Raw genomic sequence first — 23,213 nt, 5'->3', positions numbered from 1 at the left:
AAAAAGAGCCAAAAATAGATTGTGGTTCTGGATGTACCGAAGAACAATATCAAACAAACAGACGTTCTGAGTTTATTATTGTTAGTGGTGGTCCTTCTCAAAATTAGACAACTATTTAAATTAATAGCGTATAAAAAAAGCCTTGCTAAACTAATAGCAAGGCTTTTTTAATTATTTAATTTGATTACCTTTTTTATCAAAAAAATGATATTCTAAGTATGTGTAAGCATCTCTTGGTAAAACTTTAACCCATTTTTTATGTTCAAAAAACCATTTTGAACGAATAGATGGAAAGCCTTTTGTTAAAAAGGCTGCTATAAAAGGATGTGTGTTTAAGGTTATCTTTTTATAGTCTTTTTTAAATAATTGCTCCAAATCGTGAGTCATTTTCTGGATCAATACAATTGGTGCTTCAACTTCTTCGCCATTAGAACCATTTGGGTTATCCTCTCTGGTTTTAATGTTCATTTCAGGTCTTACACGCTGTCTTGTTATTTGTATTAACCCAAACTTACTTGGAGGCAAAATTTTGTGTTTAGCTCTATCGTGCTTCATTTCATCTCGTAAATGATTGAAGAGCTTTTTTCTGTTTTCAGCTTTGGTCATATCAATAAAGTCCACCACAATGATCCCTCCCATATCCCGAAGGCTTAATTGTCTGGCAATTTCTGTAGCCGCAATTAAATTTACTTCTAAGGCAGTATCTTCTTGAGATTTCTCTTTATTCGATCTATTACCACTGTTTACATCTATAACATGTAAAGCTTCTGTGTGTTCAATAATAACATAGGCACCTTTGGCCATGGAAACAGTTTTTCCGAAAGAGGTTTTTATTTGTCTTTCAATACCAAACTTTTCAAAAATTGGAACATTAGATTGATACAACTTAACTATTGATTCTTTTTTTGGTGCAATTTCATGCACATAATCTTTAATTTGAATATAAAGCTCTTCATCATCAACATGTATGCTTGTAAAGGTGTCATTAAAAATATCGCGCAAAATGGACGATGCTTTATTTAACTCTCCTAATACTTTACTTGGATGATGGGCTTTATGTAGCTTTTTACACATTGCGGTCCAACGACCTAACAAATTCTGTAAATCTTTATCTAGTTCGGCTACTTTTTTGCCTTCTGCTACAGTTCGTACAATAATACCAAAGCCTTGTGGCGTTATGCTCTTTACAAGACGTTTCAATCGGTCTTTTTCAGCCTTGTTCTCTATTTTCTGTGAAATAGAAATTCTGTCGGAAAAAGGCACCAAAACAATATATCTTCCAGCAATAGAAAGCTCTGAGCTTATTCTAGGGCCTTTGGTTGATATAGGTTCCTTGGCAATTTGCACTAATATAGACTGATTTGATTTTAAGACGTCGTTAATTTTACCGTCTTTATCAATATCTTTTTCAAATGGGAATTTGTTAAGATTAAAATCTTTTAGTTTACCTGTGCTTACACTTTTTGTGAATTTTAAAAGGGAAGGGAGTTTTGGTCCTAAATCATGATAATGTAAAAAGGCATCCTTTTCGTAGCCTACATTTACAAAAGCAGCATTTAGCCCTGGAACAGCTTTTCTTACTTTGGCTATAAACACATCACCAACAGAAAAGTTGTTACTTCCTTCATCCTTATGTAATTCAATTAGTTTTCCATCTTTTAATAAGGCAAAATCAACATGTTCTGAACCAGATCGAATAATCAATTCTTTATCCATTTTGTTAATTTTTATCCATACGCTTTGCTTAAAAGCATTGGTTAATAGTTGCCATTTCATAAAATAACAACTGCCAACCATGTACTTAAAAACAAATTATACAGATGGATGATACAATATTTTATATCTAAAACGTATAATTACAATTCTAGATATCATGATACAATTTACGCTTGGGACGATCCCAAACAATAAATTGTAACATGTCACAGGATTTAAAAATCCGTGGAGTTTATTTTTTTGTGCAAGGTTATGCACCATTTAAATAAAACTCATTTCAAAGAACGTTTGTGTTGTAAAACCAAAAAAGTAGTTATCTAACTACTTTTTCGACTTATTTTTTCTTTTTGTGACGATTAGCGCGTCTTCTTTTCTTACGCTTATGCGTTGCAACCTTGTGTCTTTTTCTTTTTTTACCACTTGGCATAAGTTATGCTTTTTAAAAAATTAATATTATAGGTCTTATTTAACCTCTACGTTTGTTTTTACTCCTTCTACAAATACTTTTGCAGGTTTAAATGCTGGGATGTTATGAGCAGGAATTTTAATAGTTGTGTTTTTTGATATATTTCTTCCAGTTTTTTCAGCTCTAGTTTTAACAATAAAACTACCAAAACCTCTTAAATACACATTATCTCCACTCTCTAAAGAAGTTTTTACTTCTTCCATAAATGTTTCAACAGTTGCTTGAACATCGCCTTTTTCAATTCCTAATTTTTCAGAAATTTTCGTTACTAAATCAGCTTTAGTCATTTTTAATCTATTTAAGTTACTATTAATTATTTAAAGGGATGCAAATATAGGAATTTAAAATTCAATATTTCAAACCTAATTCATTAAAATTTAAGATTATAAACCTTTATTTTTGTTGCCAATATACATTTTTAATGACAATTACAAAAACTTTAACATCTTGGTACTCAATTCATAAACGCGATTTACCTTGGCGAAACACCACTAATCCGTATTATATTTGGCTCTCTGAAATTATTTTGCAGCAAACACAAATCAAGCAAGGACTCCCTTATTATGAAGCATTTGTAAATAATTATCCTACTGTTTTTCAACTTGCTAAGGCTAAAGAAAGTCAGGTTTTAAAATTATGGCAAGGTCTGGGTTATTATTCCAGGGCTAGAAACCTTCATGCAACTGCAAAATATGTGGCATATGAACTTCATGGGGAATTTCCCAACAGCTATAAAGGGCTTTTAAAACTAAAAGGTGTTGGTGATTATACGGCAAGTGCCATTGCTTCCATTTGCTTTAATGAAAATACAGCTGTGCTGGATGGCAATGTGTATCGGTTTTTATCTAGATATTTTGGCATAAACACACCTATAAACACAACCAATGGGTTTAAAACTTTTAAAGCATTGGCTCAAGAAATTCTTGACAAAAACAATCCAGCAGAACACAATCAAGCCATTATGGACTTTGGTTCCAGGCAGTGCATGCCAACAAATCCAGATTGTACAGTATGCCCTTTTAAAGAGTCATGTGTGGCATACAACAAATCGTTGGTGGCAGCATTACCTGTAAAACTAAAAGCCAAAAAGCCTGTGAAAAAATATTTCAATTTTTTGGTATTTATATCAAGTTCTGGCCAAACCATTTTGGAAAAAAGAGAAGAAAAAGGCATCTGGAAAAATCTATACCAATTCCCTTTAATTGAAACCGAAAAAGCAACCCATTTAAACGATTTTAAATCAAAATTAAAAACGTATCCTTTGCTCAATGGCGAAAATTATGAGCTAATATTATTTAATGACACAGATATTGTACATAAATTATCCCATCAACATTTACACACTAAATTCTGGATTGTTAATTTAAATAAGCTACCAACTTCTGGGATTCCCATTAAAAACCTAAGAGATTATGCCGTTCCTGTTTTAATTGAGAAATTTATTGACGATTTTAATTTTTAACACTTTAACAAATTCACTCATAATTTTTTATTAATTTTAAATAAATGAAAAGCAATTACGTAATTTTGCTAATTATTAACTTATAAACATATTATGTCTGGAACTTTAAATAAAGTCATGTTAATTGGTCATTTGGGAGATGAAGTGAAAATGCACTATTTTGATGGTGGGAACTGTATTGGTCGTTTTCCTTTGGCCACAAACGAAACCTACACCAACAAACAAACCAACGAAAAAATCACCAATACAGAATGGCATAACATAGTTGTAAGAAACAAAGCTGCCGAAATTTGTGAAAAGTATCTTTCTAAAGGTGATAAAGTCTATATTGAAGGTAGAATAAAAACCAGAAAATGGCAGGACGATAGCGGTAACGACAGGTATTCTACCGAAATTCATTGTACAGATTTCACCTTCCTAACTACCAAAAGCGAAAGTGAACAACAACAAGCAAACACAGCAGCTCCAAAATCCATGGAGCAAAAAGAGCAACCTAACAAACAAATACAAGAAGAAGACGACGATCTTCCATTTTAACCATATTTTGTAAAATTAAACTTTTTATCATTGGATCCTGAACCCTCGAGTTTTAATGCATTAATGTTAGCAAATTTCCAGAACAATTTATTTGAGCTGGTTGATTTTTCAATTGTATTTGGTTTTGTGTTACTTGCTTTGCTGCTACTGTGCTCTGCACTTATTTCTGGAGCAGAAGTGGCTTTGTTTTCCCTTAACAGGACCGATTTGGAAAATGGCTTGGAAGACAATCCAAACACCTTTAAAATTATTGCCTCGCTCTTGGAAAGGCCCAAAAAACTGTTGGCAACCATTTTGGTGGCCAACAATTTCATTAACATTGGCATTGTTATTCTCTTTGCCTATTTGGGTGATTTTATCTTTACTGGCATCACACAGCCTATCCTTAGATTTATAGTAGAAGTCGTGGTAATTACCTTCCTAATTTTGCTTTTTGGTGAAATTTTACCAAAAATCTATGCCAGTAGGAACAAAGTGAAATTTTCTAACTTCATGGCGTATCCGTTAAAGATGTTGGATGTTGTTTTTTCTCCCATAAGTCTGCCTATGCGAAGCATAACCTTGTCTATTCATGGTAAATTGGGGAAACAAAAATCCAACTTAAGTGTCGATCAGCTTTCGCAAGCCTTGGAATTAACCAGTGAACACGACACCACCAAAGAAGAACAGAAAATATTACAAGGCATCGTGTCTTTTGGCAACACAGATACCAAACAGGTCATGCGTCCAAGAATTGATATTTTTGCCTTAAACATCAATCAAAAATATCTGGAAATCATTCCTGAAATCATCAATCATGGCTATTCCAGAATCCCTGTTTTTGAAGATAATATCGATAAAATTAAAGGCATTCTGTATGTAAAAGACCTGTTGCCATATATTGATAGAAAACAATTTGATTGGACAACCCTTATTAGAGACCCTTTCTTTGTCCCTGAAAACAAAAAACTGGACGATTTAATGGCCGAGTTTCAGGAGAAAAAAGTCCATTTAGCCGTTGTGGTTGATGAATATGGAGGGACTTCCGGGCTTATTTCCTTAGAAGATATTATAGAAGAAATTGTAGGTGATATTAGTGATGAATATGATGATGAAGATTTAATCTATTCCAAACTGGACGACAAAAACTATGTTTTTGAAGGAAAAACCCCCTTAAAGGATTTCTATAAAATCATAAAACTGGAATCAGATGCGCTTTTTGAAGAAGCCAAAGGCGAAGCCGAGACAGTTGCTGGTTTTGTTTTGGAAACATCTGGTGGTTTCCCAAAAATAGGAAGTAAAATAAAATTTGAAAATTACGTTTTTACTGTAGAAGCTTTAGATAACAAACGCATCAAGCGAGTTAAAGTAACCTTACCATAAACCCAACATGAAAAACAGTATTCTATTTTTTGGTATTTTTTTTATCTGCCTATCCTGTGGCCAAGATCCAGTGCCCAAACCTCAAGCCTATTTAAGACTGGAGTTTCCAGAACCAACATACCAAGAGTTTCATAAAAACCTTCCTTTTACCATAGAGAAAAACAAATTGGCAAGCCATGTGGAAACCAAATCCATTTCAGGACCTACTGAAAGCTATGGCGTTACCTTGCAATATCCAAGTCTTAGAGGATCTATTTACTTAACTTACAAAAGTATAGATAATAATCCTGACAATTTAATGGCGTTTTTACGAGATGCCCAAAAATTTACTCAAGAACACACAAGGAAAGCTGATGAAATTATTGAACAGCCTTATGAAAATAAAGCTAGAAAAGTGTATGGCATGTTATACGAAGTGGGTGGAAATGCAGCTTCCCAATCGCAGTTTTATGTTACAGACAGTACAAATCATTTTTTAACCGGTTCGCTATACTTTTACGCCAAACCTAATTACGATTCCATTTATCCTGCTGCAAAATATCTTGAGAAAGACATCAAGCATATTATGGAAACGGTTTCCTGGAAATAGAGCCTCATGTTTAAATTATTTTTTATATTCATCTCCAAAATAATTTAAAACATTACTTATTTCATGGTTTTTAAAGCTTATAAAACAATTGTTTTCTTACTCTTTGCAGTTCTTCTTTCTTGTAATAAAAGTGATAACTTAAGTGAGGATGCAGACTTCCATATTGCACTTCCTACTGCTCCAGTTAAAGTTATAAACACCAATGGCACATGGTTGGTTTACGACTTACATATTAAAACACCACACTTAGAGAAGGTAGATATTATTTATGATGACAGTTTGTTATTGTCTTATACAGATTTTATCACGCGCAACGATCTGCACATTGCGCACATTTGGATTGAATATCCAGAATCCGGATGGGAAAAAGAAGAGATACTGCACACTTTTGAATATAAGGATACCAACAATAGCTTTCAGGTCTTTACTTTTCCATTACAAGTTGAAACACAGTATCCAAATCCAAAAACAATTCAATTTCCTGTACCTGAAGGGGTTTGGTTGGCAGAAGGAGCACCTGGAAGCACATCTTATCATACCCGAGCAATATTTCCATTTCAAGATTTACAGTTTGACGAAACCCAAAACGGTTATCTTATAGGAAACAATCCACAACGTTATGCCATTGACTATGCGTTAATGGTAAATAACTTACCATACGTAAACAATGGTGAACAATTAACGGATTGGCATTGTTATAACCTTCCAGTTAAAGCAGTAGAGGGAGGAAAAGTGATTTTTACTGAAAATAATATTCCAGACAATACAACTCCTGGAAAATTGGATTACGAGACCAATACTTCAAACGCTTCAGGAAATGTGGTATATATTGAACATCTTGATGGTACCATTAGTACATATTGTCATTTAATACCAAATTCCATATTAGTATCAGTTGGAGACATTGTAAACACTGGTCAGGTATTAGGGAGATTAGGAAATTCTGGAAACTCTTTTGCCCCTCATTTACATATGCACTTGCTTACCAATCCAGAGAACAAAGAACTGGAAGAATATGCAGATGGCCTTTTTATGGAAAGTCTGCCTTATACGTTTCCTGAGTTTATTAAATTAGGTGCGCTACCTCCTGGCTATCTGGACGAAAAGCCAATAACACCTTTTTCACCAAACTTACATGAAGTGTTTATAGACAAGTTACCCTCGGAAAGTGATGTTATAGAGTTTTAAACAAAAAAAGCATCTCGATCGAGATGCTTTTTCAGTATTATGTTTTAAAGGAAACTTAAGCTTTTCCTTTTTCTGCACAACAGGCCATTTTACAATCCGCTTTGCAGGCCATTTTTTTGTCTGTTGAAGTTTCAGATGTTTCAGCTTTGTCTGCACAACATGCTTTCTTACAATCTTTTGCACAAGCAGTTTTTTCAGTATCAGCTTTTTCACCAAAAGCGTCAACTGCATGCATGTCTTTTACGGAATACATATCTCCAGCTTTTTTAACCACCTCTTCCAAAGATGTTGGTGTTACTTTAGCTTCGTCGTATTCTACCATAGCTAATTTTTTGTCAAAATCCACTTTGGCAGATTTTACACCTTCCATTTTAGCCATTTTCTTTTCAATGGTTTTAGCACAACCCATGGCACAGGTCATACCTTCAATGGTAAACTCTGCTTTAGCATAAGTTGCATTTGGGTCTAATGTAGCCACTTCTTCTGTTGTTGTCTCAAGCTCCACTGTTTTTACCTCTGGAGCTGTTTCGTTCTTACATGCCGTAAAAAAAACGGTAAACAGTAATAAACCGATAATATTTTTTAATGATTTCATTTGTTTTAAATATTGATTTAGATACAAAATTACTAATAATTAGTGTTTATTGCATCAAAAATAGCAATTTTGTGGTTTGGTTGTAATTTATGAAGCATATTCAAGTTAAATGGTTGTATTTATTTGTCTTGTCCTTGATATGGGGAAGCTCTTTTATACTTATTAAAAAGTCACTTTTAGGCTTAAGTCCGTATCAATTGGGTGCCTTAAGAACCATTATTACTGCTTTGTTTTTGTTTGTTGCTGGTTATAAAAGTGTGAAGCAAATTGAAATATCCCAATGGAAATGGATTGCGCTTTCGGGGTTTTTGGGGTCTTTTTTTCCAGCATTTTTATTTGCCATTGCCGAAACCGAAATAGATAGTGCTGTAGCATCTATTTTAAACTCGTTGGTGCCCTTAAACACCATACTTTTAGGTTTTGCCGTTTTTAGGATAGCCTCTACCAGAAGACAGGTTTTAGGAGTTATAATAGGCTTTATAGGAACAGCTATCCTAATTTTAAAAGGTGCCGAATTAAATCCAGGACAAAATTACTTATATGCAGGTTTTGTGATAGGTTCTACCATTATGTATGCGTTAAATGTAAACATTATAAAAACACATCTACAATTTGTAAAACCCTTGGCCATTGCAGCAGGAAATTACGTGGTAATAGTGGTACCTGCTATTTTGGTTTTACTTTTTTCAGGTTTTTTCAGTGCCAAAACCCTAGAGAACACACATTTTAAAATGTCGCTAGTGTTTGTTACCGTTTTATCTTTTTTTGGGACTGCTTTGGCCAAAGTTCTCTTTAACAAATTAATCCATATCTCCACACCTGTTTTTGCTTCTTCGGTGACTTATTTAATGCCAATTGTAGCCTTGACTTGGGGCGTGTTGGATGGTGAATCTTTTACATTGCTTCAAGGATTCGCCACCTTGATTATTTTACTTGGTGTGTATTTATCCCACAAAAGGCAACGCTAACAGATGTACAGTTTAAAATAAGCAATCTTCTTTATATGATTTGGGGATTTTCAATCCCAACTGATACAGCCAAGTTTATAATTTTGTTTAAAAATTATGCTTTTTGTAAAATAATCACGAAATTTAGTAACATTAAATCCTTTAAAATGAATACCTCAGCTAAAATTTCGATAAAATACGGTCTCATAACTGCCATACTACTGATTGTTTATTTCTTGGTTTTAAAACTTATAGGATGGCACAACAACCCTTGGTTACGGTTGTTTAATGGCTTCATCATGGCCTTTGGCATTTATACCGTTATTAAGCAATATAAATTGGTTTCGGGAAACACTTTCACTTACATCAATGGATTTAAAACCGGTGTTGTAACAGGATTTCTGGCCACCTTTGTGTTTGCCCTTTTTATGAGCATATATATGTTTCATCTGGATGTTGAATTTAAGGACACTTTGCTTCGGGAATGGTTTAAGGATTACGACCAAGGAGGAGGCATTTTAATTTTTATCATACTTATAGAAGGGCTTTCGTCAACAGCGATATTAAGCCTGACTTTCATGCAAATTTTTAAAAACAGTAAAAATCTTTCTGAAAACAAATAAAACGTTTGTAGTTTAATTAATTAGCAGTATATTTGCACTCATTTTTTGAACAAATTAATTAATATAAACGTTACGCTATGTACGCAATTGTAGAGATAGCAGGGCAACAATTCAAAGTTGAAAAAGACCAAAAAGTCTTTGTTCATCGTTTGGCTACGGAAGAAGGAAAACAAGTGTCTTTTGACAATGTACTTCTTTTAGCAGATGGAGACAAAGTAACTGTAGGCGCCCCAGCTATAAACGGAGCTCAAGTAGGAGCCAAAGTTTTAAAACACCTTAAAGGTGATAAAGTAATCGTTTTCAAAAAGAAACGTCGTAAAGGTTACCGTGTAAAAAATGGTCACAGACAATCTTTAACTGAAATCGTAATTGAAAGCATTGTTGCTTCAGGAGCTAAACCAGCTGCTAAGGCAGAGAAAAAAGCTGAACCGGCAAAAAAAGCTGAATCTAAAGCTGCTGCCCCAAAAACAGAGGCTAAAAAAGCAAGTCCAAAGAAATCGGCTGCAAAAGCAGATGACTTAAAGAAAATTGAAGGTGCTGGACCTAAGGCTGCCGAAGCTTTAATAAATGCAGGATATGAAACTTTTGCTAAAATTGCAAAAGCAACACCTGAAGAGTTAAGCGCTGTATTAACTGAAGCTAGCTCAAGATTAGCTCATTTAGTAACAGACACTTGGCCAAAACAAGCTAAATTAGCTGCAGATGGTAAGTGGGATGAACTAAAAGCATTACAAGAAAAATTAGATGGTGGAATTGAAAAGTAATTTTCGTTTCATTTAATATTAACAACATAAAACCTAAAAGACAATGGCACATAAAAAAGGAGTCGGAAGTTCTAAAAACGGTAGAGAATCAGAATCGAAACGTTTAGGTGTTAAGATATTTGGTGGCCAAGCTGCTGTAGCTGGTAACATTATCGTTAGACAAAGAGGTACTGCACATAATCCAGGCGAGAATGTGTATGCTGGAAAAGATCATACATTACATGCTAAAGTTGATGGCATTGTAAAGTTTACAAAGAAAAAAGATAACAAATCTTATGTTTCTATTGAGCCATTTGAGGCTTAAGAAACTGTTTCTTTATACTCAATTTAAAAACCCCTTTCAGGAAGTCTGAAAGGGGTTTTTGTTTTTTTTGACCAATATAATTAAGAATTTATTGTATTGGTTTCGCATATAATCAATAAAACACAAGATCGGTTTATGGGAAGGTTCCAGAAGTAATAAATACCAAAACATCATTAATACATCTATCCAAATCTGTTTTAATATCTTTTCCCCAAAACCTAAAAACGGTATAATCCATATCGTAAAGCTGCTGATTCACTTCTTTATCTCGTTGCATATTGCGCTCAATTTTAGGGATCCAAAATCCTTTGTTGCTTTTTATGCTGTGCTTTTTTTCTTCCCAATTGTAACCATGCCAAAATTCGCCATCTATAAAAATAGCGAGCTTATATTTTTTTATGCTTATATCTGGGCGTCCAGGTAGCTGTTTATTGTTAACTCTATAACGGACTCCTTCTGCCCAAAGCGCTTTGCGGAACATGATTTCGGGCTTGGTATTTTTACCTGAAATCCTGCTCATTATTCTTGAACGCTTTTTTGTGGTATAAAAACCTGAAGCTTCATTAAAACGAGGGACTTGTATTTTTTCTTCTTTATAAACCATAAAGTCTATGAAATATAAAGGTTTTAAATAAAAAATCCCAAACATTTAAGTTTGGGATTTTTATTTTTAGTATCCAATGCTTTGTCTAAAAATATTAATAATAATTAATATCTATAATATTCAGGCTTAAATGGTCCTTCAACTGGCACTCCAATGTATTTAGCTTGGTCTTCACGAAGTTCTGTTAATTCAACGCCAATTTTAGCCAAATGCAATTGAGCTACTTTTTCATCCAGGTGTTTAGGCAACATATATACTTTGTTTTCATAAGCATCTTTATTGGTCCAAAGTTCTATTTGAGCCAAAGTTTGGTTTGTAAACGAGTTACTCATTACAAAACTAGGATGTCCTGTGGCACAACCTAAATTCACCAAACGTCCTTGTGCCAAGATAATGACATCTGTTCCATTAACAGTGTATTTATCAACCTGTGGCTTAATGGTGTTTTTGGTATGACCATGGTTTTTGTTTAACCAAGCCATATCAATTTCATTGTCAAAATGTCCAATGTTACATACAATGGTTTTATCTTTCATGGCTTCAAAATGCTCACCACGAACAATATCTTTATTTCCAGTGGTTGTAATTACTATATCAGCATTCCCAACAACGGTTTCCAGTTTCTTCACTTCAAAACCATCCATAGCAGCCTGTAGTGCACAAATAGGATCGATTTCGGTAACTGTTACAATACTTCCTGCACCTTTAAAGGATGCAGCTGTACCTTTACCAACGTCTCCATAACCACAAACAACCACACGTTTTCCAGCAAGCATCACATCTGTAGCACGACGGATGGCATCTACTGCGCTTTCACGACAGCCATATTTGTTATCAAATTTTGATTTGGTCACACTATCGTTCACATTAATTGCTGGCATTGGCAAAGTTCCAGCTTTCATACGTTCATACAATCTGTGAACTCCCGTAGTGGTTTCTTCAGATAAGCCATTAATTCCTGCAGCCAATTCTGGATATTTGTCTAGAACCATGTTTGTTAGATCGCCACCATCGTCCAATATCATATTTAATGGTTTTCTATCTTCCCCAAAAAACAAGGTTTGTTCAATACACCAGTCAAATTCCTCTTCGGTCATATCCTTCCATGCATACACAGCAGTTCCTGTGGCAGCAATGGCAGCAGCAGCTTGGTCTTGAGTAGAGAAAATGTTACAAGAACTCCAAGTTACTTCAGCTCCCAAGGCTTGTAAGGTCTCTATTAAAACAGCTGTTTGAATGGTCATATGCAAACATCCAGCAATCCTAGCTCCTTTAAGTGGTTGAGACTCTTTGTATTCTTCACGAAGACTCATTAAGCCAGGCATTTCAGCTTCAGCTAATTCAATTTCCTTTCTTCCCCAATCTGCAAGTGAGATATCTTTTACCTTATATGGTACGTAAGCAACAGTTTTTGTATTCATAATTAATTTTTCTTATTGTTTTTTAAAGTCTAACAACTTTGGCAATAGCACTTAAAATAGTTAAATTCGCTTGCCGGAATTGTTAAATCTGCTTTTGGCAGTGCAAAGATAACTAATAACTTTTAGAATATTAAATGCCTCTTTATAAAACCCTTAGTCCTAACTCACAAACTACTGTTAAAATCTGGAAGATTACAGAATCCTATAACGATTTGTTTCAAGGCATCAACTTGAAGCCTGAAAACCTACAACGTGTTTTAAACATGAAAAGCGAGCTGCACCAAAGAGGTTTTTTAAGTGTGAGACATTTGCTGGCAGAATTTGGCTATACAGATACCGATTTGTTTTACGACGAAAATGGCAAACCACATCTAAAAGATGGGAAACACATTTCCATTACCCACTCCTTTACTTTTTCTGGCATAATTGTAAGTGACTTTAAGGTTGGCATAGACATTGAAAAACAACGTAAAAAAATTGGTGTCATTGCCCATAAATTTATGGAATATGAGTTCCAATACCTAAAAACAGACGAGCCGGATTACATCAATAAATTAACGGTTATCTGGTGTATAAAAGAATCTTTATACAAACTTTTTGCAACTCCTGGCCTGAGTTTTTTACAGCACACCTTGGTAATCCCCTTTACCATAAATGAAGCTTCCACCATAGCTTGGATTGATTATCAAGATAGAAAACACAGGTATTATACCGAATTTTTTGAATTTGAAGGTTTTACCTGTGCATACGCATTGCCTTCTAAATAAAATATTTAAAATAGAAACCCAGTATTTGTGTACCAACTAGAAACAATATATCAGCAGATAATAAAAGCCATATCCAAGAGTGAAAAACTTTTGGCCGTTTTAATAGATCCTGATAAAATGACCATTAAGATGGCATCTCAATTTATTGGGAAAATAAACCAGTCTTTGGCGACACATATTTTTGTTGGAGGCAGTACAGTTGCAGATTTTGCTACAGAACAACTGGTTTCAGTAATTAAAAAACACACCCATTTGCCTATAATCCTATTTCCTGGGGACGTTTCACAAATTACAGGTCAAGCTGATGCTTTGCTGTTTCTGTCTTTAATTTCCGGTAGAAATCCTGAATACTTAATAGGAAAACAGGTCGCTTCCGTATCAAAATTACGCCAAATGCATCTTGAAGTGATCCCTACAGGTTACCTGCTTATTGAAAACGGTAAAGAAACAGCTGTTCAAAAAGTTACAGGTACAGAACCAATGTCTAAAGATTCTGTTCAAGATATAGTAGACACAGCAAAAGCAGGAGAATTATTAGGCATGAAACTGATTTATTTGGAAGCTGGAAGTGGCGCTTTAAATCCAATAGATTCAACCATTATAAATAACGTGAAAAAAGAAATATCCCTTCCTTTAATTGTTGGAGGAGGTATTAGAACAAAAAAACAATTGGAGGAAGCCTACAATTCTGGAGCAGACCTAGTGGTTATTGGGACAGCTTTTGAAGACAATGAAGCTCTTTTTGAAGAATTAACCTCTTTGTCCTCCAGGCATTTGCCAAAAGGGGAAAATTAAAAGGATTTTATAACTTATAAGAGTAATCCTGCAAGGTTTTTTAAAACCTTATAGATGTAAGCAAATATAATTTCCTTCTCTTGTGTTTGCCAAAAGACAAACGAAGGAATAAAAAATAACAGCAATGAATATATCAGTAGACTTAACTTTATCGCCATTACAGGATGATTACGAAACACACGTTATTAGCTTTATAAAAGAATTAAGGAATTCCAAATTTACTGTTTTGGAAAACCCCTTAAGCACTCAAATTTTTGGGGAATATGATGAATTGATGCCCTTTCTGATAGCGCAAATCCATAAATCTTTTGAAGCGCAAAATATATGTGTGTTGACCATGAAGCTTGTAAAAACAGACAGGAGCGACTATGAACCAAATTTTTAATTTCTTTTTTGAGCAATACGCAACCTATGAAACCGTAGATATTGTTTTAGAAATAATAGCAGTTCTTTTTGGGTTTCTATCTGTCTGGTGCTCTAAGCAAAATAATATTTTGGTCTTTCCAACAGGGATGATAAGCACAAGTATATTTGTGTATTTGCTTTTTAAATGGAGTTTATTGGGAGACATGCTAATTAATGCTTATTACTTTATTATGAGCATCTATGGCTGGTATGTTTGGACCCGAAAGGTAGACAACACGCATTTAACACCCATCTCGCTTACAAACAAAAAAGAAAAAATGGCCAGTGTTTGGATATTTATAGCCACACTATTGTTTGTATATATAGTTTACAATTCCTTTAATATGTGGACAACTTGGGTCGCTTACATAGATACCATAACCACAGGAATATTTTTTGTGGGCATGTGGCTTATGGCGAAACGAAAAGTGGAAAACTGGATTTTCTGGATTCTTGGCGATTTAATATCCATTCCGTTGTATTTTTATAAAGGATTTACGTTTACCAGTTTACAGTATTTAGGTTTTACAATAATTGCAATTTATGGATATATATCATGGAAGAAACTCTTAAGCAAAGAGATAGCAAGTGTATAAAAATTGTGTTGTTTGGCCCTGAATCTACAGGAAAAACCGTTTTGGCAAAACAATTGGCTGCCCACTACAACACACTTTGGGTCCCCGAGTTTTCTCGAATTTTTGCTGAAGAGAAAACTAAAAAAAACGAATCCTTAACCAAAGCCGATGTATTAACTATTGCCAAAGGACAAATAGCTTTGGAAAATGCTCTGGCAAAACAAGTAGATCGCTTATTGATTTGCGACACCAATTTACTGGAAACCAAAGTATATAGCAAAGCGTATTACCAAGGTTATTCGCCAGAAATTTTAAACAAATATGCCTTGGAAAATTACTATAATCTCTATTTTTTAACTAATATTGATATCCCATGGGAATTTGATGGAATAAGAGACAAACCCCATGAAAGGGAAGTTATGTTTAACTTGTTCCAGGACGAGTTAATTAACAACAACTTACCATATGTGTTATTATCAGGAAGTTTCTCCAAACGCTTGGATACAGCTATTGAGCACATAGATAAATTATTAAAAAAGTAATTTCATGTTTTCCGAAAAAGACATCAACCAGATTTTAAATAAAGGCTTAACAGTAAATAAAATTATCAAACAAATTGAACTGTTTAAAACCGGTTTGCCATTTATTAACCTAGAATCTGCTGCCACCATACAAAATGGAATTTTACAACTCTCTGAATCTGAAAAACAAGCATATATAAATTTGTTCGATTCTAAACGAAACAAGCATTCCATTATAAAATTTGTACCAGCTTCTGGTGCAGCAACCAGAATGTTTAAGTCGTTTTTTAGTTTTATAGAAGATTACAATCCAGATCAAGAAACTGTAAATGCTTACATAAACAGAACCAAAGAATCCTTATTGGCTGTGTTTTTTGTTGGGTTGGAAAAACTCCCTTTTTACAACATTGTGTTAAATAAAATAAAGGATATTTATCCAGATTACCATCAATCCTCTACAGACATGCAACGTTATATGTTTGTAAAAACCATGCTGGATCCAGATAAGTTAAACTTTGGTTTTTACCCAAAGGGACTTTTGCCTTTTCATAAATACAAAGAACACATTGCTACAGCTTTTGAAGAGCATTTGTTTGAAGCTGCCCTCTATGCTTCTACCAACAACAAAGCACATTTACACTACACCATTTCAGAAAAATACAAAGATATTTTTGACGACGAGTTTAAAAAAATACAAACCATTGTTGAGCGTAAAACCAATACCAGATTTGAAATTTCCTTTTCCTATCAAAAAGAAGCCACAGATACCATTGCTGTAACAGAAGACAACCAACCTTTTAGACTGGAAGATGGCAGTTTGTTGTTTAGACCTTCTGGTCATGGCGCCTTACTTTCAAATTTAAACGATTTGGATGCCGATATTATTTTCATCAAGAACATAGATAACGTGGTGGTTTTTAAATATGAAAACGATGTAAGCGAATACAAAAAAATGTTGGCTGGAATTTTAATGGACATCCAAAGTCAAGCATTTGAATACTTAAGACTCTTGGAAAGCCAAACAATTTCTGAAAATACAATAGTTGAGATTGCAAATTTCCTTTCCAATAAAATGAATGTGGTTATTTCTTCTGAATTTGAAAAATATGCCAAGGAATATCAGATTGATTACTTAAGGGACAAGCTTAACAGACCGATACGTGTTTGTGGGATGGTAAAAAATGAAGGGGAACCTGGAGGAGGCCCTTTTTGGGTTAAAGACGAAAGTGGCCAAGTATCCTTACAAATCGTGGAGTCTGCACAAATCAACAAAAAAGACAAGCATCAAAAAGACATTTTAAAAAATGCCACGCATTTCAATCCCGTAGATTTGGTTTGTGGTATCAAAGATTATCAAGGCAATCCGTTTAATTTAGAAACCTTCATAGATCATAAAACAGCATTCATAACCATGAAAACCAAAACCGGTAAGGACCTTAAAGCTCTTGAATTGCCTGGTCTTTGGAATGGAAGCATGGCAAACTGGAACACCATTTTTGTAGAAGTGCCACTAATTACCTTTAATCCTGTTAAAACGGTAACAGATTTATTGAAACCAACCCATCAAGTGCAATAACATGTTTGATGAAGCCTTACTTATTTCTGAACTGACCTTTAAAGCCATTAGAAGTTCTGGTGCTGGAGGACAACATGTCAATAAAGTGGCTTCTAAAGTAGTTTTAAATTTCAATTTGAAACAATCGGAAGTGTTTTCAGAGGCACAAAAAAACTTACTTCTCAATAATTTATCCAATAGGCTAACAACTGATGGGATTCTTATATTACAAAGCGATGAAAGCAGAAGTCAGCATAAAAACAAAGAACTTGTTGTAAAACGTTTTCTAGACCTTATTAAGCAAGGTTTAAAAGTCCCAAAAAAACGAAAACCCACAAAAATCCCAAAAGCCGTTAAACTAAAACGCTTATCAAAAAAGAAGCAACAAGCTGACAAGAAAGCCAATAGAAAGCCACCTGAAGTCTAGTATTCTGTCGCTATTTACTAGAAGCGTTTTTAGTAACTTTTTTAAGTTTTTTTTGCAGAAAAACAAAAAATCTGATTTACCTTTGCAGCGTTCTCAAAAAGGGGTGCCTATTATCGGCTGAGATCATACCCAATGAACCTAGAACAGGTAATGCTGTTTAGGGACTCGAACGTTAAGAGTTAGAAATATATAAGCAAAATCTAATCCTTAGCATTCAAATAAGAATCAATTATTAACAAAGAATAATAACCTCTTTTTATTCGTATAAATTTATTTTATCGGATGAAACTTTTATTCAACCACCTGTCTTTTAAAAGTAGGCAGAACCTTCACATTTTTTTACTTTTTTTATTTTTTGGCTTTTCAGCTTTATCACAGGAAAAACAGCAAGATTCCACACAATTGGAAACCTTAAACGAAGTATTGGTAAAAGCTGTTCGTGTCAATGCCACGTCTCCAATTACCCACTCTAATGTAACCAAGGAACAGTTGCAAAAGCGAAATTTAGGACAAGATGTCCCTATTTTATTAAATTATTTACCTTCGGTTGTAACCACTTCCGATGCTGGAGCTGGTGTGGGTTACACTGGAATTCGGGTTCGAGGCGTGAATGCGCAATCCACAAACGTAACCATTAACGGCATACCATACAACGATGCCGAATCCTTAGGGACTTTTTGGGTGAATTTGGGCGACTTTGCCTCTTCTGTTGAGAGCTTGCAACTACAACGTGGTGTAGGAACCTCTACCAATGGCTCTGGCGCTTTTGGAGCCAGTATCAATGTGCTTACAGATGCAGTTTCAAATAAAGCATACGGAGAAATTGCCAATAGTTTTGGGAGTTTTAACACTTGGAAACATACCGTAAAATTTAGTACTGGATTACTAAACGACCACATAGAAATTGCTGGACGTTTGTCTCAAATAACATCCGATGGTTACATAGATAGGGCTTCCTCAAATTTAAAGTCTTATTTTCTTCAAGCCTCTTATGTGGATGAAAGCACCTTAATAAAAGCCATTACCTTTAGTGGCAAGGAAGTAACCTATCAATCTTGGAACGGGATTGAAGACCCTTATCTTTTAGAACACGATAGAACCTTTAACTCTGCTGGCATGTATACCGATGAAAATGGTAATGTGCAGTTTTACGATAATGAGATTGATAATTACCAGCAAGATCATTACCAATTTCATTGGAACCAAAAAATCAACAATAACTGGTCTACCAATCTTGCTTTAAATTACACCAAAGGAAAAGGTTATTTTGAGCAATACAAAGAAGACCAGGCATTTGTGGACTATGGATTGGAGAATGTGGACATAGGTAATGAAACCCTTACTGAAACCGACTTGATAAGGCGCAGATGGCTGGATAACGATTTTTATGTAGTAAACGCCAATGTGAATTACAAAACAAATGCCTTAAATGTTATTTTAGGAACCTCTTACAGCACGTATTCTGGAGATCATTTTGGTGAAATTATTTGGGCCCAATATGCAAGCAATAGCATGATAAGGGACAGATATTACAATGGTAATGGTAAAAAAATAGACGCGAGTTCATTTGCCAAAGCCACATATAGATTAAATGGACATCTTAGTTTATACCTGGATTTGCAATCCCGTTATGTACATTATAAAACTACTGGAACAAATTCTGATGTGGCACCTTTTATCGTGGATAAAAATTATCATTTCTTCAACCCAAAAGCAGGAGTCTCCTATAATATAAATACCAATAACAACCTGTATTTTTCTTATGCGAGAGCCAATAGAGAACCTAACAGGGATGATTTTGAAAATAATGCCGATGTCAAACCAGAGCAATTAAACGATTTTGAATTGGGCTGGAGGCATACATCCAACCTTTTTAGCCTAAACACCAACCTATACTACATGCTCTATAACGAACAATTGGTTCTAACAGGCGCCATAAATAATAGTGGGAACCCTATTAGGGACAATTCTGGAAAAAGTTACCGTTTGGGTCTGGAAGTGGATGCTGTTTTTAATATTTCCAAAGCATTTAGCGTACAACCAAACATGGCTTTAAGCATGAATAAAAACAAAGAGACCTTTGCTTCTATTGATGGAAGGATAGTTGATTTAGGGGAAACCAACATATCGTTTTCTCCAAACATAGTAGCAGGAAATGCATTTGTTTTTAAGCCAATTAATGGCTTGCAAATGTCTTTGTTAAGCAAATTTGTTGGTGAGCAATATATGGGAAATACAGATTCTGAAGCCTCCAAATTGGACAGTTATTTTGTGAACGATTTTAATGTGATGTATGAAATTGAAACCACATCTATTTTTAAATCTATTATTATCTCAGGATTGGTAAATAATATATTTAGTGAAAAGTACAGTTCTAATGGGTTCTATTATACCTATGATGACACTTGGACAGATCCAAACCAAATAACCACGATTGAAGGAACGGGATATTATCCACAAGCAACCAGAAACTTTTTGTTGGGTGTAACTTTAAAGTTTTAAAATTCCAATTAACAAAAAACTCCCAAGCTCATGCTGCTTGGGAGTTTTAATTTATCATTCAGAACTCATGTCTACCTCAAAAATAGGAAGCAAAGTGCAGTGAAGAATCCTTTTTTAATATTCGCTAATCAAAAAATTACCACAACTTTCAAGGAAAGTTTCGAAAAATCATTTAATTATTTCTATATATCTTTCTCCTGAATCCCAAATAAGGTCTCCATTAAACCATACTTTATCACAAACAATACTGTTTCCATATCTATTATAGGCACATTTTATGGTATCCCTATCTGTTTCACTCCAATATATATAGGTAATTGGAAACTCTTCTGATGCTTCCGTATTTGGAAAAACACGTATTCTATAAGTACCTTCGTGTTCAAAAATAAATAGGTTTTTAGGATGGTCCTGGTGTCCATAATACACATTTTGTTCTTCTCCATTTACCAAATATTTTAAATAAATATCTTCTTCTAAATACGCATTGGGATTTTCTGGGTTTAATAAATCTACGCCATCACTATCTTTTATGGTAATATCTATTCTAATGTCAATAGACGTTTGCTCATTATTGTCATCGTTTTTACTACAAGCGTAAAAAGTAAAAACTGTTATTAATATCATTAATTTCTTCATCATATTTTATTTTAAGGGTTAATATTATAAACCATACCTCTTTGGTAATTATAACTACTATTACCAGGATTAAAATTATTTAAACTAAACCAGCCATCATAAGTGCCTTCCCATCCCCAATTCATGTGGAAATGCAAATAAGAGCCATAACACGGGTAAATTAAATTTCTGTATCCATCAGCCACCCAGGCATGACCCTTAGTATAATCTCCAAAAATCCACCAGCCAGCATTTGTTCCTCCTTTTAAAATAACAGGTTTATTGAGATTTAGTTGGGATTTTACAACTTGATAATCATAATCATCATAGGTGGCAGAAGAATAATTAAAATTTTGTGTAAATGCTGAAGGAACTTCGTCTTCAACACCCGCTCCAGAAGCATCACAGCCCCAATCCATAGAAACAGCGTTGCCCACATCCCTCATTAACTTAGCAACATTGTAATTACCAACATTATTGGGCATATTAGACCAATTGTAGCTGTTTGGGTGTTCATAGTATTTCATAACTTGGGCCATGGCTGTAGCAACACAGCCTGTTAAAGCATTACCACATTGATTTGGGCTGCAGGACATTGAGGGAGCTTGAGAATTATAGGTACATCTCTGTCCCCATTTTGTGTCCAAAAGGGGCTCTTTTTTAACCATATAAGGATTACAAAACGGGTTGCCTCCATCACCACCAGTATCTCCTTCTACATATCCAACATACAACATTCGAGATAAAGACCCATTATCTGCTTGATTCCATAAATGATTCACAAAATCTGTTGCTTCTCCATTTATCTTTCTAATTTCTTCTACATATGTTTTTTGAAAATGTAACCAGCTTACTAAGCCAGATGGATATGCTTCGGAATCCAGATAGAGTGAATTTTCAACGGAATAAGCTAAAAATGGTTCTATTCTTTTATCGGCAGACAAAATAAAAAACCCTTTTTCTTTAAAATTTATAATGTAATATGCTGTGAGATCATTCTTATCTGGAACTTCATAAATAGTGTCTATTTCTATATTGATACTGTCAAAGACACTTTTACTGTTCTTCAACCTGTTGGATTGAACTATATTCTTGACATCATTTATTGTAACAAAATAATTTGTAGATTGAGTATTAGAATTATCAAAATCATTGTCATTACTACATGATATAACAATAGTCAATAAAGATAAGAACAGAAATTTAGCTACATGTTGCTTGAAGTCTCGTAGTCTCGTAGTCTCGTAGTCTCGTAAGGTTAAATTTTTTCATACATACTTTGGTTTTTTTGGTTCTAATAAGTATAAACTTATTAAAAATAACAACACGTTTTTATAAAAAAAATTTAAATTTGACTTGTTTTCGATGAAATACACATTTATAATTACGGTTTTTCCGTAATATTTGTCTTTTTTATTCAAATTCAAACCATTTAAAATTTGTATATAACAAAAAACTCCCAAACTAAATTAGCTTGGGAGTTTTTTATTTTTAGATTCCTTAGGTTTTATTTCGACAAGCTCTCTGTGACATTGCTTATTTCATTTTCATCAACCAATGTTTCACATCCACCTCAGCTTTTATAATCTCTTTTAAATCAGCAATCTTTACACGTTTTTGTTCCATAGTATCTCTATGACGTATGGTTACTGTATTGTCTTCCAAAGTGTCGTGATCTACAGTAATACAAAATGGTGTTCCGTTGGCATCTTGACGTCTGTAACGTCTTCCAACGGCATCCTTTTCATCGTAATCCACGTTGAAATCCCATTTTAAATCATCTACAATTTGTCTGGCAATTTCCGGTAAGCCATCTTTTTTAACCAACGGCAAAATAGCTGCTTTTACAGGAGCCAGAACAGCTGGTAATTTTAAAACGGTTCTTGTGGTGTTATTATCCAGTTCTTCTTCCACCAAAGCGTTGGAGAACACAGCCAAGAACATTCTATCTAAACCAATAGACGTTTCAAGTACATAAGGTGTGTAGCTGGAATTATCTTCATGGTCGAAATATTGTAGTTTCTTTCCAGAAAATGCTTCGTGCTGTTTTAAATCGAAATCTGTTCTGGAGTGAATGCCTTCCAATTCTTTAAATCCGAACGGAAATTTAAACTCAATATCTGTGGCAGCATCTGCATAATGTGCTAATTTTTCGTGGTCATGAAAACGATAATTCTCTTCTCCCAGACCAAGGGATTGATGCCATTTCATTCTGGTTTCCTTCCAATAGTCAAACCATTCTTTTTGTGTTCCAGGCTTGATAAAGAATTGCATTTCCATTTGTTCAAACTCTCGCATTCTAAAGATGAATTGTCTCGCTACAATCTCGTTTCTAAAGGCCTTTCCAGTTTGTGCAATCCCGAAAGGAATTTTCATGCGTCCAGTTTTCTGAACGTTTAAAAAGTTTACAAAAATACCTTGTGCTGTTTCTGGACGTAAATATAAATCCATGGCATGTTCTGCACTAGCGCCA

The 23,213-nt window shown here is 34.3% G+C and carries 25 protein-coding genes; 17 read left to right on the top strand and 8 right to left on the bottom strand.

Annotated features, from left to right (window positions below; translation table 11 throughout):
- Positions 1-171: 171 nt before the first annotated feature.
- On the bottom strand, positions 172-1,716 hold the full coding sequence (locus tag AACY93_RS12000) for a ribonuclease E/G (RefSeq protein WP_286852903.1): 1,545 nt from the start codon (positions 1,714-1,716) through the stop codon (positions 172-174).
- A gap of 462 nt (positions 1,717-2,178) precedes the next feature.
- Positions 2,179-2,469 carry an HU family DNA-binding protein gene (locus tag AACY93_RS11995; protein WP_007646769.1) on the bottom strand — a complete coding sequence of 97 codons (291 nt, stop codon included), beginning with the start codon at positions 2,467-2,469 and terminating at the stop codon, positions 2,179-2,181.
- Between the two features lie 134 nt (positions 2,470-2,603).
- On the opposite strand from AACY93_RS11995, the gene mutY reads away from it, so the two are divergent.
- The 5 genes from mutY (at position 2,604) to AACY93_RS11970 (ending at position 7,320) form a co-directional block, all read left to right on the top strand.
- Entirely contained in the window at positions 2,604-3,644 is a 1,041-nt protein-coding gene (gene mutY / locus AACY93_RS11990) for an A/G-specific adenine glycosylase (RefSeq protein WP_286827765.1), read from the top strand.
- A 93-nt stretch (positions 3,645-3,737) separates the two neighbouring features.
- Positions 3,738-4,181, top strand: coding sequence for a single-stranded DNA-binding protein (gene ssb, locus AACY93_RS11985; protein WP_007646772.1), 444 nt, complete (start codon positions 3,738-3,740; stop codon positions 4,179-4,181).
- A 63-nt stretch (positions 4,182-4,244) separates the two neighbouring features.
- Positions 4,245-5,543, top strand: coding sequence for a gliding motility-associated protein GldE (locus AACY93_RS11980; RefSeq protein ID WP_007646774.1), 1,299 nt, complete (start codon positions 4,245-4,247; stop codon positions 5,541-5,543).
- A gap of 7 nt (positions 5,544-5,550) precedes the next feature.
- Positions 5,551-6,132 (top strand): gliding motility lipoprotein GldD, encoded by a 582-nt coding sequence (gene gldD, locus AACY93_RS11975; protein ID WP_286827764.1) that lies wholly within the window; start codon positions 5,551-5,553, stop codon positions 6,130-6,132.
- Positions 6,133-6,195: 63 nt separating this feature from the next.
- The gene (locus AACY93_RS11970; RefSeq protein ID WP_286827763.1) at positions 6,196-7,320 is read left to right on the top strand and encodes a M23 family metallopeptidase; all 1,125 of its coding nucleotides are present in this window, start codon (positions 6,196-6,198) and stop codon (positions 7,318-7,320) included.
- Between the two features lie 55 nt (positions 7,321-7,375).
- Here AACY93_RS11970 and AACY93_RS11965 read toward each other — a convergent pair whose 3' ends face one another.
- Positions 7,376-7,915, bottom strand: a complete 540-nt coding sequence (locus AACY93_RS11965) for a heavy metal-associated domain-containing protein (protein WP_286827762.1) — start codon at positions 7,913-7,915, stop codon at positions 7,376-7,378.
- 89 nt (positions 7,916-8,004) lie between these two features.
- Between AACY93_RS11965 and AACY93_RS11960 the strand changes: the two genes are divergently transcribed.
- The 4 genes from AACY93_RS11960 (at position 8,005) to rpmA (ending at position 10,553) form a co-directional block, all read left to right on the top strand.
- The gene (locus AACY93_RS11960) at positions 8,005-8,883 is read left to right on the top strand and encodes an EamA family transporter (RefSeq protein WP_286827761.1); all 879 of its coding nucleotides are present in this window, start codon (positions 8,005-8,007) and stop codon (positions 8,881-8,883) included.
- A 146-nt stretch (positions 8,884-9,029) separates the two neighbouring features.
- Entirely contained in the window at positions 9,030-9,485 is a 456-nt protein-coding gene (locus AACY93_RS11955) for a DUF4199 domain-containing protein (RefSeq protein ID WP_040491384.1), read from the top strand.
- A gap of 77 nt (positions 9,486-9,562) precedes the next feature.
- Complete coding sequence (gene rplU, locus AACY93_RS11950; RefSeq protein WP_286827760.1) at positions 9,563-10,249, top strand: 50S ribosomal protein L21; 687 nt, start codon at positions 9,563-9,565, stop codon at positions 10,247-10,249.
- Between the two features lie 43 nt (positions 10,250-10,292).
- A complete protein-coding gene (gene rpmA / locus AACY93_RS11945) occupies positions 10,293-10,553 on the top strand; it encodes a 50S ribosomal protein L27 (RefSeq protein ID WP_007646798.1) in 261 nt (86 codons plus the stop codon).
- 133 nt (positions 10,554-10,686) lie between these two features.
- Here rpmA and AACY93_RS11940 read toward each other — a convergent pair whose 3' ends face one another.
- Both AACY93_RS11940 and ahcY read right to left on the bottom strand, forming a co-directional pair.
- Positions 10,687-11,202 carry a very short patch repair endonuclease gene (locus AACY93_RS11940; protein ID WP_286852904.1) on the bottom strand — a complete coding sequence of 172 codons (516 nt, stop codon included), beginning with the start codon at positions 11,200-11,202 and terminating at the stop codon, positions 10,687-10,689.
- Positions 11,203-11,261: 59 nt separating this feature from the next.
- Positions 11,262-12,578, bottom strand: a complete 1,317-nt coding sequence (gene ahcY / locus AACY93_RS11935; protein ID WP_007646806.1) for an adenosylhomocysteinase — start codon at positions 12,576-12,578, stop codon at positions 11,262-11,264.
- A 134-nt stretch (positions 12,579-12,712) separates the two neighbouring features.
- Between ahcY and AACY93_RS11930 the strand changes: the two genes are divergently transcribed.
- From AACY93_RS11930 to AACY93_RS11895, 8 genes are all read left to right on the top strand, one after another.
- Positions 12,713-13,345: a 4'-phosphopantetheinyl transferase family protein gene (locus tag AACY93_RS11930; RefSeq protein ID WP_007646807.1), complete on the top strand. Its 633-nt coding sequence runs from the start codon at positions 12,713-12,715 to the stop codon at positions 13,343-13,345.
- Positions 13,346-13,372: 27 nt separating this feature from the next.
- Positions 13,373-14,140 (top strand): geranylgeranylglyceryl/heptaprenylglyceryl phosphate synthase, encoded by a 768-nt coding sequence (locus AACY93_RS11925; protein WP_286852905.1) that lies wholly within the window; start codon positions 13,373-13,375, stop codon positions 14,138-14,140.
- 124 nt (positions 14,141-14,264) lie between these two features.
- Complete coding sequence (locus AACY93_RS11920) at positions 14,265-14,525, top strand: hypothetical protein (protein ID WP_007646809.1); 261 nt, start codon at positions 14,265-14,267, stop codon at positions 14,523-14,525.
- Positions 14,509-15,141 (top strand): nicotinamide riboside transporter PnuC, encoded by a 633-nt coding sequence (gene pnuC, locus AACY93_RS11915; RefSeq protein WP_286852906.1) that lies wholly within the window; start codon positions 14,509-14,511, stop codon positions 15,139-15,141. Before AACY93_RS11920 ends, pnuC begins: the two co-directional genes overlap by 17 nt.
- Positions 15,102-15,662 carry an ATP-binding protein gene (locus AACY93_RS11910; protein ID WP_286852907.1) on the top strand — a complete coding sequence of 187 codons (561 nt, stop codon included), beginning with the start codon at positions 15,102-15,104 and terminating at the stop codon, positions 15,660-15,662. The genes pnuC and AACY93_RS11910 overlap by 40 nt, the downstream gene beginning before the upstream one ends.
- Before the next feature lie 4 nt (positions 15,663-15,666).
- A complete protein-coding gene (locus tag AACY93_RS11905) occupies positions 15,667-17,217 on the top strand; it encodes a DUF4301 family protein (RefSeq protein WP_286852908.1) in 1,551 nt (516 codons plus the stop codon).
- 1 nt (position 17,218) lies between these two features.
- Positions 17,219-17,623: an alternative ribosome rescue aminoacyl-tRNA hydrolase ArfB gene (gene arfB, locus AACY93_RS11900; protein WP_286852909.1), complete on the top strand. Its 405-nt coding sequence runs from the start codon at positions 17,219-17,221 to the stop codon at positions 17,621-17,623.
- Positions 17,624-17,905: 282 nt separating this feature from the next.
- Positions 17,906-20,125 carry a TonB-dependent receptor gene (locus AACY93_RS11895; RefSeq protein WP_286852910.1) on the top strand — a complete coding sequence of 740 codons (2,220 nt, stop codon included), beginning with the start codon at positions 17,906-17,908 and terminating at the stop codon, positions 20,123-20,125.
- Positions 20,126-20,293: 168 nt separating this feature from the next.
- On the opposite strand, the gene AACY93_RS11890 is transcribed toward AACY93_RS11895, so the two are convergent.
- The 3 genes from AACY93_RS11890 to AACY93_RS11880 form a co-directional block, all read right to left on the bottom strand.
- Positions 20,294-20,764 (bottom strand): hypothetical protein, encoded by a 471-nt coding sequence (locus AACY93_RS11890; RefSeq protein WP_286852911.1) that lies wholly within the window; start codon positions 20,762-20,764, stop codon positions 20,294-20,296.
- An 8-nt stretch (positions 20,765-20,772) separates the two neighbouring features.
- Positions 20,773-21,810: a C10 family peptidase gene (locus AACY93_RS11885; RefSeq protein ID WP_286852912.1), complete on the bottom strand. Its 1,038-nt coding sequence runs from the start codon at positions 21,808-21,810 to the stop codon at positions 20,773-20,775.
- A gap of 466 nt (positions 21,811-22,276) precedes the next feature.
- Positions 22,277-23,213, bottom strand: a 937-nt coding sequence (locus AACY93_RS11880; RefSeq protein WP_339612079.1) for a glycine--tRNA ligase, incomplete at its 5' end; no start/stop codon positions are given.

The sequence above is a fragment of the uncultured Xanthomarina sp. genome, from assembly GCF_963971605.1.
Taxonomy (GTDB): Bacteria; Bacteroidota; Bacteroidia; order Flavobacteriales; family Flavobacteriaceae; genus Xanthomarina; species Xanthomarina gelatinilytica.
Note: the sequence above shows the minus strand (reverse complement) of the source record. Positions and strands in the feature narration are given on the sequence as shown.

Coding starts and splice junctions, on each gene's coding strand:
- AACY93_RS11965 (WP_286827762.1), bottom strand. CDS start 7,915: ATGAAATCATTAAAAAATATTATCGGTTTATTACTGTTTACCGTTTTT.
- mutY (WP_286827765.1), top strand. CDS start 2,604: ATGACAATTACAAAAACTTTAACATCTTGGTACTCAATTCATAAACGC.
- AACY93_RS11980 (WP_007646774.1), top strand. CDS start 4,245: ATGTTAGCAAATTTCCAGAACAATTTATTTGAGCTGGTTGATTTTTCA.
- gldD (WP_286827764.1), top strand. CDS start 5,551: ATGAAAAACAGTATTCTATTTTTTGGTATTTTTTTTATCTGCCTATCC.
- AACY93_RS11995 (WP_007646769.1), bottom strand. CDS start 2,469: ATGACTAAAGCTGATTTAGTAACGAAAATTTCTGAAAAATTAGGAATT.
- rpmA (WP_007646798.1), top strand. CDS start 10,293: ATGGCACATAAAAAAGGAGTCGGAAGTTCTAAAAACGGTAGAGAATCA.
- AACY93_RS11930 (WP_007646807.1), top strand. CDS start 12,713: ATGCCTCTTTATAAAACCCTTAGTCCTAACTCACAAACTACTGTTAAA.
- AACY93_RS11920 (WP_007646809.1), top strand. CDS start 14,265: ATGAATATATCAGTAGACTTAACTTTATCGCCATTACAGGATGATTAC.
- AACY93_RS12000 (WP_286852903.1), bottom strand. CDS start 1,716: ATGGATAAAGAATTGATTATTCGATCTGGTTCAGAACATGTTGATTTT.
- AACY93_RS11955 (WP_040491384.1), top strand. CDS start 9,030: ATGAATACCTCAGCTAAAATTTCGATAAAATACGGTCTCATAACTGCC.
- AACY93_RS11970 (WP_286827763.1), top strand. CDS start 6,196: ATGGTTTTTAAAGCTTATAAAACAATTGTTTTCTTACTCTTTGCAGTT.
- rplU (WP_286827760.1), top strand. CDS start 9,563: ATGTACGCAATTGTAGAGATAGCAGGGCAACAATTCAAAGTTGAAAAA.
- pnuC (WP_286852906.1), top strand. CDS start 14,509: ATGAACCAAATTTTTAATTTCTTTTTTGAGCAATACGCAACCTATGAA.
- AACY93_RS11940 (WP_286852904.1), bottom strand. CDS start 11,202: ATGTTTGGGATTTTTTATTTAAAACCTTTATATTTCATAGACTTTATG.
- AACY93_RS11905 (WP_286852908.1), top strand. CDS start 15,667: ATGTTTTCCGAAAAAGACATCAACCAGATTTTAAATAAAGGCTTAACA.
- AACY93_RS11890 (WP_286852911.1), bottom strand. CDS start 20,764: ATGATGAAGAAATTAATGATATTAATAACAGTTTTTACTTTTTACGCT.
- AACY93_RS11960 (WP_286827761.1), top strand. CDS start 8,005: ATGAAGCATATTCAAGTTAAATGGTTGTATTTATTTGTCTTGTCCTTG.
- arfB (WP_286852909.1), top strand. CDS start 17,219: ATGTTTGATGAAGCCTTACTTATTTCTGAACTGACCTTTAAAGCCATT.
- ahcY (WP_007646806.1), bottom strand. CDS start 12,578: ATGAATACAAAAACTGTTGCTTACGTACCATATAAGGTAAAAGATATC.
- AACY93_RS11910 (WP_286852907.1), top strand. CDS start 15,102: ATGGAAGAAACTCTTAAGCAAAGAGATAGCAAGTGTATAAAAATTGTG.
- ssb (WP_007646772.1), top strand. CDS start 3,738: ATGTCTGGAACTTTAAATAAAGTCATGTTAATTGGTCATTTGGGAGAT.
- AACY93_RS11895 (WP_286852910.1), top strand. CDS start 17,906: ATGAAACTTTTATTCAACCACCTGTCTTTTAAAAGTAGGCAGAACCTT.